The sequence below is a fragment of the Citrobacter sp. Ct235 genome, from assembly GCF_030332305.1.
GTDB lineage: Bacteria > Pseudomonadota > Gammaproteobacteria > Enterobacterales > Enterobacteriaceae > Citrobacter_A > Citrobacter_A telavivensis.
In genome coordinates, this window is the sequence record NZ_JAOWIC010000036.1 from 82677 (window position 1) to 102815 (window position 20139).

General features: G+C 54.6%; 19 protein-coding genes and 3 pseudogenes. 16 read left to right on the top strand and 6 right to left on the bottom strand.

All coding sequences use genetic code 11. The features are described 5' to 3' along the window. The first annotated feature begins 9 nt into the window (after positions 1 to 9). From OGY35_RS03485 to OGY35_RS03545, 13 genes and pseudogenes are all read left to right on the top strand, one after another. The gene (locus OGY35_RS03485) at positions 10 to 558 is read left to right on the top strand and encodes a fimbrial protein (protein WP_286631426.1); all 549 of its coding nucleotides are present in this window, start codon (positions 10 to 12) and stop codon (positions 556 to 558) included. Positions 559 to 809: 251 nt separating this feature from the next. Then, positions 810 to 1241 carry a helix-turn-helix domain-containing protein gene (locus tag OGY35_RS03490; protein WP_286631427.1) on the top strand — a complete coding sequence of 144 codons (432 nt, stop codon included), beginning with the start codon at positions 810 to 812 and terminating at the stop codon, positions 1239 to 1241. 88 nt (positions 1242 to 1329) lie between these two features. Continuing rightward, positions 1330 to 1530 (top strand): DUF4762 family protein, encoded by a 201-nt coding sequence (locus OGY35_RS03495; RefSeq protein WP_152401577.1) that lies wholly within the window; start codon positions 1330 to 1332, stop codon positions 1528 to 1530. A gap of 59 nt (positions 1531 to 1589) precedes the next feature. Beyond that, a complete protein-coding gene (locus OGY35_RS03500; protein ID WP_152401579.1) occupies positions 1590 to 2261 on the top strand; it encodes a DsbA family protein in 672 nt (223 codons plus the stop codon). Positions 2262 to 2266: 5 nt separating this feature from the next. Then, positions 2267 to 3217, top strand: a pseudogene (locus tag OGY35_RS03505) (ABC transporter). Positions 3218 to 3225: 8 nt separating this feature from the next. Then, on the top strand, positions 3226 to 5334 hold the full coding sequence (locus OGY35_RS03510) for a peptidase domain-containing ABC transporter (RefSeq protein ID WP_286631428.1): 2109 nt from the start codon (positions 3226 to 3228) through the stop codon (positions 5332 to 5334). Continuing rightward, on the top strand, positions 5331 to 6482 hold the full coding sequence (locus OGY35_RS03515) for an efflux RND transporter periplasmic adaptor subunit (RefSeq protein ID WP_286631429.1): 1152 nt from the start codon (positions 5331 to 5333) through the stop codon (positions 6480 to 6482). Before OGY35_RS03510 ends, OGY35_RS03515 begins: the two co-directional genes overlap by 4 nt. A 3-nt stretch (positions 6483 to 6485) precedes the next feature. Continuing rightward, on the top strand, positions 6486 to 8417 hold the full coding sequence (locus OGY35_RS03520) for an ABC transporter permease (RefSeq protein WP_286631430.1): 1932 nt from the start codon (positions 6486 to 6488) through the stop codon (positions 8415 to 8417). Then, positions 8414 to 9793 (top strand): TolC family protein, encoded by a 1380-nt coding sequence (locus OGY35_RS03525; protein WP_286631431.1) that lies wholly within the window; start codon positions 8414 to 8416, stop codon positions 9791 to 9793. The genes OGY35_RS03520 and OGY35_RS03525 overlap by 4 nt, the downstream gene beginning before the upstream one ends. Further along, positions 9780 to 11033, top strand: coding sequence for a beta-ketoacyl-[acyl-carrier-protein] synthase family protein (locus tag OGY35_RS03530; protein WP_286631432.1), 1254 nt, complete (start codon positions 9780 to 9782; stop codon positions 11031 to 11033). The genes OGY35_RS03525 and OGY35_RS03530 overlap by 14 nt, the downstream gene beginning before the upstream one ends. Beyond that, positions 11030 to 11836 (top strand): hotdog family protein, encoded by an 807-nt coding sequence (locus OGY35_RS03535; RefSeq protein WP_286631433.1) that lies wholly within the window; start codon positions 11030 to 11032, stop codon positions 11834 to 11836. Before OGY35_RS03530 ends, OGY35_RS03535 begins: the two co-directional genes overlap by 4 nt. Further along, positions 11823 to 12074 carry an acyl carrier protein gene (locus OGY35_RS03540; protein WP_152401597.1) on the top strand — a complete coding sequence of 84 codons (252 nt, stop codon included), beginning with the start codon at positions 11823 to 11825 and terminating at the stop codon, positions 12072 to 12074. Before OGY35_RS03535 ends, OGY35_RS03540 begins: the two co-directional genes overlap by 14 nt. 1 nt (position 12075) lies before the next feature. Next, on the top strand, positions 12076 to 12813 hold the full coding sequence (locus OGY35_RS03545; RefSeq protein WP_286631434.1) for an SDR family oxidoreductase: 738 nt from the start codon (positions 12076 to 12078) through the stop codon (positions 12811 to 12813). Positions 12814 to 12846: 33 nt separating this feature from the next. Here OGY35_RS03545 and OGY35_RS03550 read toward each other — a convergent pair whose 3' ends face one another. The 3 genes from OGY35_RS03550 to OGY35_RS03560 are packed head-to-tail and all read right to left on the bottom strand — an operon-like array spanning position 12847 to position 15259. Next, a complete protein-coding gene (locus OGY35_RS03550; RefSeq protein WP_178823925.1) occupies positions 12847 to 14019 on the bottom strand; it encodes an HD domain-containing protein in 1173 nt (390 codons plus the stop codon). A gap of 51 nt (positions 14020 to 14070) precedes the next feature. Next, positions 14071 to 14538, bottom strand: a complete 468-nt coding sequence (locus OGY35_RS03555; protein WP_152401601.1) for a FidL-like protein — start codon at positions 14536 to 14538, stop codon at positions 14071 to 14073. Further along, a complete protein-coding gene (locus OGY35_RS03560; protein ID WP_286631436.1) occupies positions 14531 to 15259 on the bottom strand; it encodes a winged helix-turn-helix domain-containing protein in 729 nt (242 codons plus the stop codon). Before OGY35_RS03560 ends, OGY35_RS03555 begins: the two co-directional genes overlap by 8 nt. A 168-nt stretch (positions 15260 to 15427) precedes the next feature. On the opposite strand from OGY35_RS03560, the gene OGY35_RS03565 reads away from it, so the two are divergent. The 3 genes and pseudogenes from OGY35_RS03565 to OGY35_RS03570 all read left to right on the top strand — a co-directional run. Next, positions 15428 to 15793, top strand: coding sequence for a FaeA/PapI family transcriptional regulator (locus tag OGY35_RS03565; RefSeq protein ID WP_152401605.1), 366 nt, complete (start codon positions 15428 to 15430; stop codon positions 15791 to 15793). A 383-nt stretch (positions 15794 to 16176) separates the two neighbouring features. After that, positions 16177 to 16320, top strand: a pseudogene (locus OGY35_RS24530) (IS110 family RNA-guided transposase); the annotation flags it as partial. 19 nt (positions 16321 to 16339) lie between these two features. Further along, a pseudogene (locus OGY35_RS03570) lies at positions 16340 to 16526 on the top strand (IS3 family transposase); the annotation flags it as partial. A gap of 730 nt (positions 16527 to 17256) precedes the next feature. Here OGY35_RS03570 and OGY35_RS03580 read toward each other — a convergent pair. The 3 genes from OGY35_RS03580 to OGY35_RS03590 are packed head-to-tail and all read right to left on the bottom strand — an operon-like array spanning position 17257 to position 20137. Beyond that, positions 17257 to 18483 carry a Zn-dependent hydrolase gene (locus OGY35_RS03580; protein ID WP_286631437.1) on the bottom strand — a complete coding sequence of 409 codons (1227 nt, stop codon included), beginning with the start codon at positions 18481 to 18483 and terminating at the stop codon, positions 17257 to 17259. Further along, positions 18480 to 18962: an L-2-amino-thiazoline-4-carboxylic acid hydrolase gene (locus tag OGY35_RS03585; protein WP_286631438.1), complete on the bottom strand. Its 483-nt coding sequence runs from the start codon at positions 18960 to 18962 to the stop codon at positions 18480 to 18482. The genes OGY35_RS03580 and OGY35_RS03585 overlap by 4 nt, the downstream gene beginning before the upstream one ends. 17 nt (positions 18963 to 18979) lie before the next feature. Next, positions 18980 to 20137 carry a branched-chain amino acid ABC transporter substrate-binding protein gene (locus OGY35_RS03590; protein ID WP_286631439.1) on the bottom strand — a complete coding sequence of 386 codons (1158 nt, stop codon included), beginning with the start codon at positions 20135 to 20137 and terminating at the stop codon, positions 18980 to 18982. Positions 20138 to 20139: the final 2 nt, after the last annotated feature.

Consider the following 20139-nt stretch of genomic DNA (forward strand, 5'->3'; position numbering starts at 1 on the left):
GGAGGGAATATGCATCGCATAACAATGATCTTTGCCTGTTTATTGACGACGTTCGCTCCGGCCCCGGTATGGGCATTGGGGGAGTTGATTGGCGGCGATCTCAGTTTCAACGGCGTAGTGATGGCTTACCCGTGCAGCATTGCGCCCGAGTCAGAACGGGTGCCGGTCGATTTCGGAAACATATCGACAAAGTCATTGTATATCAACGGCAAAACAGTACCTGTTCCGTTCACGATCAAATTAGAGGATTGCACGCCAAACGTCTTTAATTCTGTGACGGTAACGTTCAGCGGGGCTGCCAATGGCAATCTGGCGGAGCGACTGGCGATCAGCGCGACGTCACCGGGCAATGCGGGTGGCGTCGGGGTTGGCCTGCTGGAAGAGGACGATACGCCCGTGCGTCTGAATGTGGCGACCCGTCCGACCGCGATCGGCGACACCGTTTTGCGGCTTAACTTCCAGGCGTTTGTTGAAGCCGAACCTGCTGCCTTAGCAAACGGCACCCTGACCACCGGCCCCTTTACCGCCACGGCAAATTACACATTGAACTATCAGTAACGTCATCAACAGGGAATTGAGGCATGGAGTATCGGTGTTTTCTTTACAATAAAGATCTCTTTTTTTCGCAAGGAATAAAAACGGTCATTGCCAGTTTGCTCGCGGAGCAGACGGACGTTTTATATTCCTTAACGGATGACTACACGCAGCTTATCAGGCAGTTACAGACTCGCGTTAATGATGACTGCTGCCTGTGGATCCTGTGCGATCTGGACAGCCTGCCGCGGGAGCGGATTCGTGCGCTGCAACTCATGAATAATTTCTATCAGCGTGAAAATAAGAATCTGATCATTTTATTAAGCGAGCACAACATGCCGCTATTTTTCACGCTTTATGCGCTCTTGCCAAACGCCCATTGGTTATTGAAAAGCGAGAATCTCGCCAATACCACCCCTTTTTTTCAGGAATTATTGGATCAACGACGTCAGGGATGCTGCTTTAGCTATTCATTGGTGAATTACACGCGCAGAAGACTGCACCGCCGGGAAGTGAATTATACGATTTCCGGTAATGAATGGTGGCTGATGGAAGAGATATTCAAAGGAAAATCGCTGTCGCAGATTTCCTGCGAGGTAAATATCGATGTCCGACGCCTGAGCTATATCAAGCGGCACTTAATGAAGCGACTGAATATCAGAAACAACATTGCGTTATTTACGGTGTTCAAGGGAATTATGCCGTGACCCGTAAAAGTCTTTTCGGCAGTAGCATTCGCCGAACTATCGGTGCAAATGATTGCACTACATTAAACCCTAAGTAAGGAAAACAGAGATGAAAAAATTAACTGCAATCGAAGTGGCTAACGTTGTGGGCGGAACCTGTAAAACCTGCGAAACAACGTATCAGAACGTCACCGTTGGTGGTGTGACCTCCTGTAAGGAACTGACAACCTGCACGGATAAGCACGGTAGCACCACGTCAATGAAAGATGCAAATGCCAGCAAGTGTGGTGGGATTCCGAACCGCTTCTAATTGGCTATAGCCTGGAGGTACCCGCGCCTCCAGGTTTATTTTTCCACTGCGAGAATACTATGGCGACCCAATTTAAACGTATCACCATTATTAGCTATTCACTGTTTCTGATCGTTATCTCTTCGCTGATAACGGTGCTTTGCTATCACCTTTTTGTCTTTAATACGTTTGCCACGGATAGCTCGCAAACGCAGGCTTTTCGTGAAGTCAGCGCAGAGCAAATTGCGAATAGTCCGATCAAAGAAGCGCGCAGTATTATCGAAGTGATGTCTTACGGTTGCCATTATTGTGCGGCAAACGAAGAGAATCTGGCGGAATTTTCTCGCACGCTGCCGCCGGGAAGTTCGTTTACCTCGATCCATATTACCAGTGAGAACAGCGGCCTTGCCGCTTACGCCCCGATTTTTGCCACGCTGGAAGAGATGGGGATTGAAAAGAACGTTCGCGACAGCGCCTATAACGCCGTTATTACGCGCAATGTCGATCTCACCGATGAGAAGGTACTGAATGCCTGGCTGGAAAAAAACAAGATTGATGCGGATAAATTTAAAACCCTGCGCCAGAGTGACGCGGTAAAAAACCGTCTCAGCACGATGGCGGCCATTACCGCACACTATGACATTAACGCGACGCCGATGTTTATTATCAATAAACGCTATGTGGTGGCCCAGGACAGTGAATTTCCTCAATTTGCGCAGCGCATGCTGCAATTGCTGAAAGAGGATAAATAACCCCGGTGGTCAGATTTTTTATTATCTGGAGCGTGTTTAGTTTTAAAAACAGCACGGGATGGCTGTATAACGCGAAACGTGATTTTTCTCAGGGAAGGCTACTTCTGCTGCGAAAAATGGTGCGTTATCTGCCGCTGCCTGCGTTGCTGACCGTGGCGAAAGGACTTTGCGCGCTACGGTTGCTGGGGCGTCCATTCCGTTTACGCAATGCCGTGGCAAACGAAAACGCCCGTTGCCTGATCGGGCAAACCGGTCGGGTGGACGCGGCCTGGGTTGCCGTGCGTCGCCGCCTGCTGGAAGAAGCCGCGACCTGGGGACAAAACCCAGAGCTGTTACGGCAGATCCGCGCCTGCGCGTCTGAACTCGACGCGGTTGTCGCACCACTGCATCAGCAGAACATACCTTACATTCTGGCACCGTTACATACGGTGTCGGACGTACTGGCGGCGATGGTCGGTGCCTGCGTCACGCCAGGCAAAGCCAGCGTGGTGGTCTCTTCCAGCGCTGAACTTTATAACGCGCAGACTCGCGCGCTTGGCGGTATCGACCTTTCCTACTGCTCTATTCATCAGCAGAACAAAACGCTGGCCGGCAGCCTGATGGGACTCATCACCGATGTCGCCGCCGGGCAGCAGAACATGATTATTTTTCCCGATATTTCGCCGGACTACACCTTACAGGCCGAAGGGGCGCTGGCAGCGAAATAGCCGTGTCGTTTATTCGGTCGCAGCGCGAAGTTACACAATGGCGTGGTTCGCCTCTCCGGGGTGATTGCGGCGCAGGTGGTGTTTTATCACCTCAGTTATGACAACGGCCTGCGCATCCACATTCATCCACCGGTGAGCAGCCAGAACGTCGCCCACGCGCTGCCCGGCATTATTGAATCCACTCTGCGTGAACATCCGCAGGAGTGGCTCCTTTGGCACAGCCATTCTCTCTTCTTTATTAATCATTGATGATAAAAATGACAACCACGATCCCGAATCTGATCTTTCAGGAAGAGACCAACGAATGCGGACTGGCGTGCGTGGCGATGCTGGCGCAGACGCAGGGGCAGCCCGTTTCGCTGGCAACATTGCGCGAGCTGTTTCCGGCGTCCGATCACGGTACCTCGCTGGATACGCTGATGAGCATCCTGGCGCGACTGGGCATAGCCACGACGCCGGTGCTGTTTGAGCACGATGAGCTGAGCAGTCTGCCGCTGCCGGCCATTTTGCATTACGGCGCGAGCCACTATGTCCTGCTGGCCTGGCGCAAAGGCAACCACGTCTGCGTGATGAATCCGGCGATTGGCGAGCAGTGGCTGCCGTTTGCCGCGCTTAAGCAGGAGATCAGCGGCTATGCCCTGATTGTCGAAGCTGAGCAAGCGTCAGCCGCCGACCCTGATTTACCGTTGCCGACAACAGCGCAGAGTGCGCCGCGGGCGATGAGTATGCAGGAGACCGCTGCGGTGCCGGGGATCTATCGGCTGATGCTGTTGACCTTTCTCGTCTCGCTAACGCTGTTTCTGATGCCGACGATGGTAAGCAGCGCCATCAACCAGGCCTTCTCCAGCGTGGAAAGCAGCAGCTTCCCCTACGGCTGGTTTATCCTGGCGTTTGTCGCCTCTTCACTGATGGCGCTCGGTGTGCGGGTCGTTAGCGAACGCTTTATCAAACGCTTTGTGCTGATCCACAGCGGCGTGGGATTTTCCCGCCTGCTCCGCAACCCGCTGCGCTTTTTCGAAAAAAGGGCACCGGGGGAGATCTTCAGCCGCTTCACGGCCTGGCAGATTGGCCTGCTGCAAAAAATTGAACTGGATAACGGCCTGCGCTCCGACTGGGTGATCTGCGCGATCGCACTGGCTGTCATGTTCTGGATTGCGCCCGTGCTGGCGGCGATCTCCGCCGTCGGCGTCACGGTGATGGGGATCATCAGCGTCTGGGCGGTGATCCGCGACCGCTGGTTCACCCAGCAACTGCAGTTGAAAAGCGCCACCCTGAACGATTTTTTCATGGAGACCATTCAGGGCATTTTGACCGTCAAAACCGCCGGACTGGAAGGTCAGCGTCAGGGGCAGTTTGCCAACTTCAGCCGCGATCTGTTTTCGTGTCTGCAACGCCAGAAGGTCTATCAGCAGGTGAAAGAGGGGTTGTATCAGCTCACCGGGAGTCTGGAGATGGTGGTGTTCATGCTGGTGGTCCTGCCGATGGTGCACAACAAACTGATCTCTCTGGGCGATTTTTTTGCCTACAGCTTCCTGCGGCAAATATTCACCTCCTACGTTACGCGGATTTTCTACGCCATCATTCAGAAATCTCAATTGAATGTGATAGACACCCGCGCCCATGCGCTGTTTGCGCCGCGAGACGAAGACGCACCCGCACCGCTGGCGGCACAACCTCCCGCCGATACGGTGCCGGACCTGACGTTTGAGTCGCTGTGTTACGGCTACGATCCTGCAAGACCGGTGCTGTCGTCGGTTTCGCTGTCGCTGCGCGCGGGCGAGCAGATTGCGATTGTCGGTGAATCCGGCGCAGGTAAGAGCACCTTACTGCGGCTGATTGCCGGACTGTTTTCTCCTCAGGCGGGAGGCTGTTATGCCGCCGAGACGGCGCTCCCGGCGCAGCAACTGGCGCAGTTTGTCTGCCTGCAAAGTCAGGAGGATATTTTGTTTAATGCCTCGGTTCGCGAAAACATCACCCTGTTCGATGCGCACTACCGTGAACGTGACCGTGGGCGGATTGAGGCGCTGCTGGAATCCCTCGCGCTGGGTGAGGTGGTGCGTGGATTACCGGGCGGTATCGACGCCCTGATCCGTGAAAGCCATGCGGCGCTTTCGCTCGGTCAACGTCAGCGGTTATTGCTGGCGCGCGCGCTGTACAGCTCGCGTCCGATTTTGTTGCTCGACGAACCGACCGCCAATCTTGATGACGACACGGCAGCCATTGTGACGGAGACGATTCACGCGCATTGCCAGAAAGCCGGTAAGTCACTGATTGTGGTCACCCACAGCGACGCGATTCTGTCGCGGTTCCAGCGGGTTTATCAACTCACTGAAGGCAAACTCAGCCCGCTGGAGGTCAACGTATGACGCTGAAATCCCGTTGGTTGCCGATCGGCTGCGGCCTGGCGCTGGCCGTTGCGGTCGGTGGGACGTGGGTGACGATGGCCTCGACCTCGCCGCAGGAGAATTTACCGCTGGAGACCATTGGCACTGGCGATATCGAAAAGGTGGTGCTGGTGACGGGGGTTCTGAAACCGGCGGTGCAGGTTAACGTCGGCGCGCAGGTCAACGGACAACTGCGCAAGCTGTACGTGCGCCAGGGCGAGAAGGTCCAGAAAGGGCAACTGCTGGCGGAAATTGACCCCACTTTGCAGGAGTCAGATCTGAACAACACGCGCGCACAGCTGGCCAGCGCCAAAGCGCAAAAGCTGTCGGCGCAGGCGACGCTGTTACGTTATCGCCAGGAGCTGAACCGCCAGAGCATGATGCTGCGCGATGGCTCCGGCGTACGTAGTGAATATGAACAGGCCAGAGCGCAATACGATGCGCAGGTGCAGCAAATTGACGTGAGCGACGCGCAGATTGTGCAGGCGGAGATGGCGGTGAAAACGGCGCAGGCCAACCTCAGCTATACCCGCATTGTGGCGCCTATCGATGGCGAAGTGCTGGGCATTGTCACCCGTGAAGGGCAAACCATCGTCTCCTCGCAAACGGCACCGACCATTCTGGTGCTGGCGGATCTCGATACCATGCAGGTGCAAACGCGCATCTCTGAAGCCGACGTGCAAAAAATCCGCCCCGGTCAGCCGCTGCGTTTCTACGTCATCGCCAACCCGGATAAACGCTACACCGGTACGATGGGCTTCGTGCAGCCAGCGCCGCAGGAAGCGCTGGAAGCGCCCGGCGAAGGCGGAATGGGCGGCAATCAACAGGCGATGGCGGTGTACTACACTGGCACCTTTGAAGTGCCTAACGCCGAGCGCGAGCTCAAAACGTCGATGACGGCGCAGGTCTTTATTCAGACCGCCGAAGCAAAAAACGTCTTGCGCGTGCCGGTCGCCGCGCTCGGGCAGGCGCTGGACACCGAGCGATACACCATCACCACCGTTGAAGACGGAAAAACGCGCACCAGCACGATCCGCATCGGGATCAACGATCGGCAGTACGCCGAGGTGCTGGAGGGATTGCAGGCTGGCGATCGCGTGGTGCTGGCGCAGGACACGGTGCGAGGGTAGCGGATGGAACCGATTATCGTCTTACGCCAGGTTTGCCGGACATTCAGCGCGGGGAGCGAAACGCTTGCGGTACTGAGCGATATTTCGCTGACCATCCACGGCGGTGAGATGGTGGCGATTGTGGGCGCCTCTGGTTCGGGGAAATCCACGCTGATGAACATCATCGGCTGTCTGGACAAGCCTTCTTCCGGTGAGGTGTTGATCAACGGTACGCCGGTGCATGACGCTGACAGTCTGCACCTGGCCGATCTGCGCAGCCGCTATCTGGGGTTTATTTTCCAGCGCTATCACCTGATGCCGTATCTGACGGCGGAAGAGAACATCGCCATTCCCGCGCTGTACACCGCGATGTCGGAAGCCGAGCGTAAAGTGCGCACCCAGCGGCTTGCGGGCCAGCTCGGCCTGGAAAACCGGCTCCAGCATCGTCCTGCCCAGCTTTCGGGCGGGCAGCAGCAGCGCGTGAGCATCTGTCGGGCGCTGATCAACGGTGCGCATATCATTCTGGCGGATGAACCTACCGGTGCGCTCGACAGCGTCAGCGGCAAAGCGTTGATGGACGTGCTGCACCAGCTACATGCGGTGGGGCACACGGTCATCATCGTCACCCACGATCGCGACGTCGCCCGACAGGCGCAGCGAATTATTGAAATCAGCGACGGGCGGATAATTAGCGATGTTCAGCACGCCGCCGCCCGCCGACCAAGTGCGCTGCCGAAGCAGGATAACGGGCGCGCCTCGTTGGGGCGCCGTCTTCGTGAGTCGGTCCGCATGGCCTGGCGTTCGCTGCTCGGACACCGGATGCGCGCGTTTCTCTCCATGCTGGGGATCATCATCGGCATTGCGTCGGTGGTGTCGTCGATGGCGGTAGGTGAAGGCGCACGGCAGGCGATCATGAGCGAGATTGGCAAGCTGGGAAGTACCACGCTGGAGATCCATCCCGGTACGGGGTGGGGCAGTAAGCGCCCGGACATGGAGCGTGCGCTGTCGATGGACGATGTGCGCAGTTTGCAGACGCAGCCGTGGATCATGGGCGTCTCGCCGGTGGTCAGCAGCACAACGCTCGCGGTACGCAAGGGGCTCGACTCCTCCATGATGCTCTCCGGCGTTTCTCAGGACTTTTTTGCTCTGCAAGGGCTGCGTTTTGTGCAGGGAAATGGTTTTACCGCGCGCGACGTCGCGGAAGGCGAACCGGTGTTGATTCTTGATGAGACCGGGCGCGATACGCTGTTCCCCGGTGGTGAAAATCCGCTTGATGAGATAGTCCAGATTGGCGGCGCGCCGTGGCGGGTAATCGGCGTGGCGACGCGACCCGGTCCGAAAGTGGTGGGTGGATTTATGACTGCCTGGGTTCCGCATACGTCATTACAGCAGCGGCTCACTGGCGAAAAGCCGCTGGAATCGTTGATTCTGCGTTTTCAACCGCCGCTGGAACCGCATGAGGCAGCGCAACGAGCGGAGCGTCATCTGTTGCGGGAACATGGCCGAAAAGATTTTTTTATCCAGACCGACGATCAGCTGGCAAACGCGCTGCAAAAAACCTCTGACTCCCTGTCGCTGTTGATCACCGCCATTGCGGCGATCTCCTTGCTGGTGGGCGGCGTCGGGGTGATGAACATCATGCTGGTATCAGTGACCGAACGGACCCATGAGATTGGCATCCGCTTATCGGTTGGCGCGCGTCCCTCGGACATCATGAACCAGTTTCTGATTGAGGCAGTGATGATCTGCGCCCTCGGCGGCCTGCTGGGGGTTTTGGGATCGTGGGTGGCGGGGCATCTTTTCGCCTTTGCGACCGATGCGTTCTCGATGGTATTCACCGCGTTCCCGGTGCTGATGGCCTGTGGGTTTTCTGCCCTGATCGGTCTGACGTTTGGCTATTTTCCGGCGCGCAGAGCGGCTCGCCTCAATCCGACCGAGGCGCTGGCTCGCGAATGAAAAGACTCCTTTTGTTACCCGTGTTCTTATTGCTGGCTGGTTGTAGCTCGCTGACCCGCAGCGACTACCAGCGGCCGCTGTTGTCATTGCCCACACGGTGGCAACCTGCAACCGACACGGTGTCGGAATATGGCTGGCAGCGCTTTGGCGATCCCCGGCTATCGCGGGTGATTGAACAGGTGCTGGAAAGCAATAACGATCTCGCTGCGGCGGCGATCACCGTGCAGCAGGCGCGCGTTGCTGCGGGGTTAACCGACACCAATATGACACCCGACGTGGCGGTTAGCGGATCCGCCAGTAACAGCAAAAACGTGCGCCGTGGGACATCGTCGCAGGAAAGCTACAGCAGCGGCATCACCATCGCCTGGGAACTGGATCTGTGGGGAAAGCTGGCGCGAACCCGTGAACAAAGCGAATGGGAAGCGGTGGCGAGCGAGCAGGATTACCATGCGACGGTACTTACCACGATGGGCACTACCGCCCAGCTTTACTGGCGTATCGCGCTGTATAACCAACAGATTCGCAATCAGCGTGACGGTCTGGCTATCTCGCAGCAAACCGTGCAGCAGGTGCAGTCATGGTTTAACGCCGGGAAGGTTGGCCAGCTCGATGTGTTGCAGTCGCAGCAGTCCCTGCTGGAACGAGAGAATCAGTGGCGAACGCTGGTTCAGCAGCGCCAGAACACGCGCAATGCGCTGGCGCTGTTGCTCAACAGACCGGCGGAACAGCATGCCGATGAATCGCCCGCGCTGGATGCCAACCAGCAGGTGCCGATCGCGCAAAAAACACCGCTGCGGGTGATCGCGCAGCGGCCTGACATTCAGGCGGCAGAGTCGCGTCTGCGTGCGGCGCTTGCCGGTTACGACGCCTCGCGACTGCAGTTTTATCCCGCACTTTCTCTTGATGCCTCGCTGAATGCCGGCAGCCAGATCTTCAGTCAATGGTTCAGCGACCCGATCCGCTCGATTGGCGGCGCGCTGACGCTGCCGTTTATCCAGTGGAATACCCAACAACTCACCGTGAAGCAGGCGGATCTCGCGGTAAAACAGGCGGCGATAACCTTTCGCTCGACGGCCTATGCGGCGCTCGCAGAAGTGGATGAGGCAATGGAGAACCGCCTGAGCGCCGATGAACAACGCGCGCGACTTCACCAGTCGCTGGTCCTCAGCCAGCGGCGTTTAACCCTGACGGAAAGCCGCTATCGCGCGGGCGCCGTGGATTTTCAGACGTTGTTGAACGCGCAGGACGATCTGTTGACGTTAGAGAACTCCCTCGCACAAACCCAATACGACTACCTCTACGCCACGTTGCAGCTCTGGCTGGCACAAGGGGGTGGCGAAACGCAATACAGGATGATGCAACATGAAGCTGAATAATGAATTTAAGCGGGTCGTCGTTACCGGGTATGGCGCCGTGACCCCACTTGGCGCAACGGCTGATGAGAGCTGGCTGGCGATGATGGATAACCGCCTGGGCTATCGCTACGTCGATAAAACGGCGCTGAATATCAAAACCCATTTTCTCGGGCTGGTGGATAACGAACCGAGCCTGGCAGGTATTCCCGCGGTTATTCGCCGTCGGCTGCCGCGCTTTGCCCGGCTGACCGTCGGCGCGGCGCGTCAGGCGATGACGATGGCTTTTGGCGTCAGGCCGCCGCAGGAGTACTACAGCACGCTCGACTGCGGCGTGATCATGGGGACCGGCTGGGCGGGGCTGGACGAAAGCTACGACGCGCAAAGTGAGTTTGCGACCACGGGCGTCGCCTCGCCGTTTAACTGTTTCTACTCGATGCCCAGCGTCACCACCGCGGCCTGCAGCCAGTACTGGGGACTCAATGGCTATCAGAACACTGTGATTGCCGCCTGCGCGACGGGGACGATCGCCATTGGCGACGCTTACGAGGTGATCCGCAGCGGCAGGGCGAAGATGATGCTGGCCGGTGCCGGAGAGTCTCTCACCAGCCACTGCGCGGTGTGGAACATTGACGTGCTGGGTGCACTGAGTAAGGAGGCGTCGGATCCGCAGCGCGCCAGCTGTCCGTTTAGCGCCCATCGTAGCGGCTTTGTATTGTCGGAAGGGGCGGCGGTGCTGTGCCTGGAAGAGCGCGAAGGGGCGCTGGCACGCGGCGCGACGATTCTCGGCGAGATTACGGGCTACGCCAATTTCTCTGACGCGTGGGATTTCACCTCGCCGGCGGAAGACTGTCTGGCCCGCGTACAAACCATTACCCACGCGTTGCAACAGGCGGCGCTGGAGCCGGATCAACTCGACTACATTAACGCCCACGGCACCTCGACGCCGCTGAACGATATCAATGAAACGCAGTCGCTGAAAATGGCGCTGGGGGACGCAGTGTGGTCTATTCCGGTTTCCAGCACGAAATCGTACTCCGGGCACTTAATCTCCGCGGCGGGCACCTTCGAGAGCATCGTCTGTCTGCAGGCGATCGCCAACGGCATTATCCCCGCAACGGCCAATTTCCAGCAGGCGGATGAATGCTGCGATCTGGATTATGTGGTTGAAGGCCATCGGGCGGGCAATGTCCGTCGCACGCTGAATCTGAGCTTCGGCTTTGGTGGCGCGAATGCGGCGCTGGTTCTGGAGAAGCACGTATGATGCCCCTTCATTACGGTCAACAGGATGCCCGACGCTGGGCCGCGTTTTCGGGCGATTACAACCCGGTGCATTTTGACGAGGCGTGGGTAAAAGCGCAGGGGGGAAGCGGGCTCAGCGTGCATGGCATGCGCGCCTTACTGGACGTAAAACGGTTTATCAGCCCGCCGGTTGATGACGCCCCGTTTCTGAAATGTACCGTGCGTTTGCGCCGACCGCTGTGGCGGGATACCGCCTATCGCCTGACGCGCGATGTGAATAAACGTGTTGCGGCATCGGTGCGCGAGTTTTCTGCCGAAGAGGCCTGCCTTTCCTGCCAGCTTACACCGGAAAAACACCTGCCGTTGGCCGATGGAGAAAGCCGGCGGGTGCTGGATACAGCGGCGCTAGCCGCGCTGCATCAGACGTTCATGCCGTTGCTTCCCGATGCTCAGCAATGGCACTTTCTCGATGCTTTGCTGTTTCGTCATCTTCTTCAGGATACCGCGCTGTTACGCCAGCAGGCCATTGCCGCCATTTTGCCGACGTGTCGGACGCTGGATGCGCTGTTTTCTCACTTTCCTGTCGTGCAAACCCATCAGGAAGTCATTTTCGACAGCCATCTGCTGGCTCCCTGGCAAGCAGAGTCGCTACCGGAAAACCTTGAAATCGACACATTGCCCGCCCTGGTGGTTGGCGATCTTGCGAGTGGCGCGGTGGTGGTGCGAATCGCCGCGCGAACCTGTTATCAACATCACTACATTAGCAATGCCGTGACGCTTAAAGTCGGCGCGCTGACAAAAGGAAAATCGAATGAGCCAGCATGAAATGATCTACGACAAAATCAGTGAAATGATCTGCGACGCAAAAGACCTGACGCCGGAGGCGTTGACGCCAGAGACGACGCTGCCTGAACTGGAACTGGACAGTCTCGACTATGTTGAGCTGATGGTGCTGGCGAAGCGTGAATTTAACGTCACGCTTAACCCCGAAATGTTTATGAAAAATCCAACCATGACGCTTCGCGAACTCAGCCAGCGCATTGCGCAGGAAATGGCGGATTGATATGGCAAAGAAATGGATGCTCATTACTGGCGGCAGCCGGGGAATCGGCCAGGCGCTCGTGAGTCACCTGCTGCCCGAATGGAACATTGTCTTTACTGGTCGTAACGAGGTCGGTATCGCCCACACGCTGGACATCGCGAAAAGCCAGAGTACATCGACCTGGGTAAAAGGATTTCGCTGTGACGGCAGCGACGAAGCCAGCGTTGCGCAGTTAGCCACGTCGCTGCTTGACGTGCATGGCGCGCCCGCCGCCATCATCCATAACGCTGGCATGACTAATGATGCGCTGCACATCCACCAGAAAGCACGCGACTGGCAGGAGGTGCTGGGAAATAATCTGGTCGCGGTGGTCAACTGGAATCGTATCCTGCTGCCCGCCATGATGACCCAGGGCAACGGTTCGATTGTGTTTATGTCGTCCGTGACGGCTATTAAAGGCAACAGTGGACAGACGGCTTATGCGGCCAGCAAGGCAGCGATGATTGGGCTGACGCATTCACTGGCGCGGGAAGTGGGGCGCTTTGGTATTCGGGTTAACTGTCTGGCACCGGGATTGATTGAAGGTGAAATGGTTCAGGCTATTCCGGAAGCCCGATTAAAAGCGATGCGGCAGAATATTCCTCTGCGCCGTCTCGGGCGGACGCAGGATGTTGCCCGCGCGGTCGCATTTCTGGCTGGAGAAGGGAGTAGTTACCTCACCGGTCAGATGCTGGTGCTGGACGGCGGTTTGTCCGCCTGAGAAGGGGAAATCGCGAGAACGACGTCTCGCGGTTCAGGACAGGCTGAGTTGGTTTATTCTCTGAACCAGGGCGCGTCGCTCTTTGACGGACTCCTGAAAGATCTGCAATAACGCCCCACAATTTTGTCGCACAATGCCCGCCAGTTCGGGGGCGATTTCTGCGGTTTCTCCAACGCGCGCTTTAAATTCTGACGACAGCGTGACGCCCTGCAGCAATGACGCCAGCCAGATGCTGGCTTTCAGAATCTTCACCTCCGGAGGATGCGCGGCTTGTGCAATCACCGTCTTCTGGATCTGGCACCAGCGGGAAATATCCCGAATGGCTTCAATAGGATAGAGTTCATCCCAGACGGCATTCTCTTCCCCGGTATGTGCTGGCGCGGCACACAGCGCCAGAGACGTCAGGTTGTGCAGCAGGCCACCTATTTCGATTTTCAGACACCGGACCGGGGGAATCCCCATTTCTCTGGCCAGAAAACCGGATATACGACCGACGACCAGAGAGTGCTGGACGCCGTTCTGGCTGAACCCATCAATAATAAACGCCAGCATGGTGGCGATATCGCGAAAGTTATGCAAAGAGATGGAGTCGTTATGGATGCGGGGGATGTCCTGGATGTAATCATCGAACTCTGTGGATTTAATTTTTAACCAGAAGTGCTCGCAGTTTGCTATTTTTCTGAATGCGTTGATAAATTCGGGGTTATACAGGATGTGTTCGCCGCCAACAATTATATTAATAATCTCATCTTTTACCGATATTATATCGCTGGAGCGGTAATGGGCGATTAAAACATCCAGACGATCCGCCAGATAAACAACATGGCTCTCTTTGGGCACTTTTTCACCGTTAACATGGTCACCCTTCCCATTATCCCAGTGGGTGTGGTGATAGCGAACAATGGGACTTAACGGGGTCAGTAAAGGGACACTGGCCAGTAATTCAGCGCCGACGGCCGCGTGGTTATTGAGTTCATTGTCGTAATAGCTGAGGGGCTGAAGACGTGACTCTTCGTTCAACCCTCCAATATCATGAAGCAGGGCCGCCAGCAGGGTTTTCCTGCACTGTGCCGGCGTGAACCGGGACTCACGGGCCAGGTGCCAGGCGATAAATGCCGTTCTGACATGATGCAGGTTAAGCCTGGGGTTAATCATGTCTATTATTTTTGAGATGCAAGCCAGTGATTCTATTAATTTTATATTCATATAATGAGCAATTTAACTTTCGCTGTGCTTCATGAAAGAAAACCACGCAAATTAATCTCGTTTGCAACCATATTGCGGGAATGCGTGGTTACCAAATAGTATGACATTTTTATTGAGTTTTTTTAGAAAAATTATTTTATCGTTCGGGCCTTTACCAAATAACAAACTATTAGCAATCTCATCATCAACATTGTCAGTATTATCATGTATGGTTTTGACACTCATTATCTTATACAGATTCGCATTGGCATTGTACGTTTCATATTTCATTTTAAGCGTTCGCGAGATTAAATACTTTTTTTCATTATGTGTGAGAAGGCCATCAATATTGACAAGAAGTTGCTCGTCCGTCATGTGAACAAAAATTAACCCCTCGGCCCGAATGTTGTCACCGTTGATACTCTGAATGACAGAAAACTGTGACTCGCAAGAGAAAACCGGAACCCGGGTTAAACAGTAAACGGTGCCGATCAATAAGAGACCGACACAGCTCAAAAGCAAGATGGCTTGTTTAGGCATTATTTTTTTCTCTGTAATAAAAACTCATGCAACTGTCTTTATCACATTTGATCAGGAGCAATTGTACAGTATCGCCCAGGGCACCTTTTACCTGCTGCTTGTAAATGTACAACTCCTTTTGCTGTGAGCAATCGAACGGTTGCGGGACAAAGTCAAAACTTTTTGTCACCTCTCGCAACGAGAGTGAAGAGGGCATAAAAATGACGCACTGGCCCTTAACCATTTTTTGTATATCGGTGTCGGCCCTGAATGACTCGGGATTTATTATGAGAAGGAGGAAGGCGATTGCCAGGGCGATAATGCGGGTAAACCGCTTAAAACCGTTTTTTTGCGGTTCAACGGGTTGCGGCTCAGGCTCCTTTTCTTCGAGAAATGGGGTTCGATACTCACGATCGTTATTGATAATGGCATCTTCCGCTATTTTGAAACCAATACGGGGAACCGTGACGATGATTTCTTTTTCGACGCCCAGATCATTCAGGTTTCTACGCAATGTTGAGATATATTGATTTAGATTACTATTTGACGCTCTGGCACCGTATTTATCAAAAACGGCCTGAAAGATTTCATTTCTCGAAAGGATATCGCCGTGGTGATTGAGCAATTCTGCCAGCAGGCGCGTAGAGGTTTGGGATAATTCAACGCAATCCCCAGTCAACAGGTTTACGAGAGACGCATCCTCGGTGTCAAAAGTGATAAATCCCTCAATGTCGAACCTCATGTTCATCTCCACCCTAAACCTTGCTTTTCTCTAACACACAGCTTTCTTTTAATAAAACGGCGTAAATGTTAGATAAAAATCCTGAATTTACATTCATTTCAAGCTAATGTTGCTGGTTGACACAGGAGAACGCATACTGCTAACACCTTCAAAATCCAGGAGTCCGTAATGAAACTCTCGCTGTGTTCATATAACCCGGGTGCAGCACATCCAGGCTACAACGTACCTCATGACAATCTGCAGATGTTAGCGGCGGAAATGGGAATAAGTGACCTGGCGATGATCAGGGGTCCGGAACAAGTTTTTATTCTCAATCTATTAAAAGATCGCAGTACTCAAGGCCTGTCGACCAGGGAGCTTGCCGATCTGTGTGGTGTTTCAATTTATAAAGTCAGACACTTACTTCTTCCGCTGGAGAAATATGGTCAGGTTATAAGAGATAAAATGCAAAAACACCATCAATGGTTTTTGTCAAAGGACTCTACAGATATTGATTGGCATTCTAACAAGCGGTATTTTCATTTGCAACAATGACCAGGAAGTCAATAAGATAACCCTGGGGATATGGAAAATACTGATTATTATCTCGCAAAATGTTAGGAAAAATCTCAATAAAATTTTAATATTCTCGCACTCACACTATTGCCTTTAGGGAACAGGTGGACCATATTTTACCGATAAGAACAAGAGTAATGCTTAACACTTTTTAACGGTGTATTACATTTTTGAACGGCTTGCTTATCAGATGCCCGTGAAACAGGGTGGCAACGGGCAACCATTTTCGCTAATTTTCTTTATATCCAGGCAAGGGTTCTTTCATCTGACTACGCCATGTGACTGCACTGGCATCCTGACTTTGTGCTGATGAGTTTATACGCCGCGGCGAGGTAAAATAAGATGACGACAATGCCCAAAGCAGCGATCCGCGAACAAAAATATATGTAGACAGACGGCCCCGTGAAGGGCTATCGACCAAAGAGATCCTGAGATGTCTAAAGCGCTATATCGTCCGTGAGCGCTATCCACTGATTTTATCGGACCTCGCACATGCAAATCGTTAGCTCTTGACCTGGGAGCGTCAATGCGGTGGTCGAATCACTCTTCAGTTTGCTGAAAAAAGAACGCATCAGGAAGAGAATATACAAAACCCGGGATCTGGCCCAGGCGGATATCTTCGATGACATTGAAGTATTCTACAACCCGGGCCCGGCACCACAGTCACCCCGGCGGCGTCAGTCCGGAGGACTTCGAACTGGCCTCGTCGTGAGGACAAAATTTGTCCACTGTCGCGGGGGCAGTCCAGTACTATCGTTGCTTTACTGACATTTATTGTTCACATGGTGGTGGATATTCCATTCCATGGCGGGGTTTCTTAATTCAAAATAACATAATTTGATAACGCGATTTTTGAAAAATTATATATAGCTCGATGTAATATAACAGGATGGAACCATTTTATTTTACATCGAGTATTTTTTTTCAATTAAAATAATTGCACGTGGCCTTGAACACAAAATGTAGTCATAGACTAAGAAACCTTCAAGAATAACGCTTACCGCTCATGGGCTCCGCTCTTTAAGCCACCTTAAATGACGCAGAGGTGTCTGTTAAAATCGTACGATTCAGTATCCCATTTTTGACAGGGTTCAACTATGTCGGCTTGGTTAATTACAAACAGCGCCTGCGGTTGATAAGTCTGCATCACACCACGCCAGAACTGCTCGTGGTACCGTTGTTGCCCATGATGCCAGTCACCGGTTCGTAGTGCGTTAGTTTCTGAATACGTTCTAGAATAAGCTGGTGAAGTATGTGAGGAAGTGATGCCAGCGGTTGTTCAACGGACTGGAGGCTGTCAGGTTTTTTCATGCGGGGTTCTCAGCGTGAAAAACAATAGTCCCCACGTCCCTGTCAGGGAGGCGGGGGATTCACAGAGATAAGATCTTTCTGGAATGATCAATAGCTTCCAGTCCTGGGGGCGATGACTTCGTTGACGGGGGTTAATACTCGAGCGCAGTCGACAGGATGCTGTGCAGCAAAACGTTAGCACCTTTTTCTGCCCATTCCGGCTGAATGTTTTCTGCTTCGTTATGACTGATGCCTTTTTCGCAAGGGATAAAAATCATGCTGGCGGGTGCGATTTTGCTTATATAACAGGTATCGTGACCGGCACCAGATACCATTCTTTTGCTGCTATATCCCAGTGCCTGGGCTGCATTTGCACTGCGCTGTAGGCTGGTCTCGTCAAATGCGATGGGGGCGTAATCGAAGATACGTTCCACATCGAGTTGAATGCCGCGCTGATTCAGATCTACCGCGGCCTTGCGAAGCGCCGCTTCCATTGCCTGGAGGGCGACAGTTTGTGGATGACGAAACTCCACGCTGCAATGTACTTCCCCTGGTACTACGTTACGCGATCCTGGTGAAATCTGCGCCATGCCAATTGTCGCTCTGCCGTCTGGTTCGTGTTGATTACCAATGTCTTCCACCGCCAGCGCCAGACGGGCGAAGGCGGTCAACGCATCGCGGCGGCTGGCCATTGGTGTGGTGCCTGCATGGGCGGCAAATCCGCGGATTACAACGTTGAACCAGCGCTGGCCCATAGCGGCATGCACCAGGCCGATATCAATACCTTCCTCTTCGAGGATCGGGCCTTGCTCGATATGTAACTCGTAACAGGTGTAGACAGGGAAGGCGATGGCAGGCTGGTCGCCACGGTAACCGATGGCCTCAAGCGCCTCGCCAACGCTGATGCCGTCCTGATCTTCACGCGCCCACGCGTATTGTTGTGAGAACTGCCCGCTCCAGACGCCGGAGGCCAGCATTGCTGGCGCAAAGCGCGCGCCTTCTTCATTGGTCCAGTTGACCAGTACAATATCGCGTTCGGTCTCAATGTTCTGATCGTTTAAAGTACGCAGCACTTCCAGCCCGGCCAGCACGCCGTAAATTCCATCATACCGCCCACCCAGCGGCTGAGAATCGACGTGTGAACCGGTCATAACCGGCGCAAGCTGTGGTTTTCTGCCGGCGCGGCGAATAAACATGTTGCCCATGCTATCGATTTCGCAGCGAAATCCGGCTTCCTGCGCCCAGTCGCGCAGTAAATCACGGGCGAGGCGATCCTCATTGCTTAACGCCAGTCGGGTGACGCCACCGGCTGGCGTGCCGCCGATTTGCGCCATTGTCTCAAGCGTCGACCATAAACGTTCTGCATTCACGCGGATCATACGTCTTCCTTTTGGGTGCGATAGCGAAAGTCACAGCACGCGCCACCCTGCATGATGGTGGTCGTACGGGTCAGCTCCACGTCGGGCGCGTAGCCGACGATAAATTTCTCATCGCGGGCACAGGAGAGCAGGTGACCAATCTCGCCGAGGCCCATCTCGTGGTACATCTCGGCGTAACGGCAGCGGGTGACGTTATAGTTGTACTGCTTGTCGTCGGCGTCGATCACTTTGACATCCAGCGCGTTATCCTTCTCCCACAGGTATTGCAGGGCGATAAAACTCTTCACGTCTGTGCCATTCGGCTCCTTGCGCGCAAATTCTTTGCCGGCATCGATCGCCGCCTGCTCAATGGCTTCGCCAATGACCGCCTGGGCGCGGGCTTTCCCTATCTCGCGCACCAGGATTTCATAGATTGGTTTAATAATCTCTGCTTCTATTTTACGGCGGGCGAGAATGCCCAGCTCGTTATTATCACTCATCACATTGCCTCACTGCGTTACTTCGTTTTGGCGCCGCCCAGTACCGTTTGCGGCTGCCATTTGCCATCCACGACTTTGTAGACGGTGAAAGACGGCGATTTCAGGTTGCCTTCATTATCAAAAGCGATCTGCCCGGTAACGCCGGAATAGCTTATTGCGCGCAGAACGGGCAGATACTCAGACGGATCGACAGAGTCGGCTTTTTCCATCGCGGCAACCAGAACGCGGGTGGCGTCATAGGCGAATGGGGCGTGGAGTTCAATATGGGTGTGGTAGCGAGACTGATACTCTTGCTCGAACGCCTTACCGCCCGGCATCTGCTCAACCGGCAGGCCCGGCTCCAGCGCCACGACGCCTTCACCTTCTTTCTGGGCCAGTTGCAGGAAGGTCTGGCTGACGAAGCCGCCTGCGCCCATCAGCGTGGCGTTCATACCCAGCTGTTTGATCCGACGCGCCAGCGGCGCGGCCTGGCTATCCACGCCGCCGAAGAAGATCAGGTCAGCGTTTTTGCTACGAATGGCGGTCAGCACAGCGCTGAAGTCCACGGTTTTGTCGTCAACGTACTGGCGGTCAACAATCTTCACGCCCTGCGCTTCAAGTGATTTTATAAACTCGTCGGCCAGCCCCTGACCGAATGCGGTACGGTCGTCGATCACGGCAATACGTTTTGCCTTCAGGGTATTCACCGCGTACTGACCGGCAAACTGGCCGCCGTCATCGTCATGCCCCATCACCCGGAAGCTGGTATCAAAGCCCTGTCTGGTGTAGGCATGACCAGTCGCAACAGGTGCGACCTGGGCGATACCCGCATCGTGATAGACGCGTGCCGCCGGAATACTGGTGCCGGTATTCCAGTGGCCGACAACGCCTGCCACACCGCTGTCCACCAGACGTTGCGCTACGGCAACGGCAGTACGCGGGTCAGACTGATCGTCCTCGGACTGCAGTTTGAAGGTTACGGCTTTACCACTGATGGTCGGGTGCTGCTTGTTGATATCGTCAATCGCCAGTTGGGCACCGTTCTCCAGATCTTTACCAATACGGGCAGACGGGCCGGTAAGCGGGCCTGCAAGACCGATTATCACGGTTTCGCTTTCCGCTGACCATGCACCTGTTGAGGCAAAACTACTGAGTAGAATAGCGGCGCTGAGCGCACTGATTTTTACTGTTTTCATTG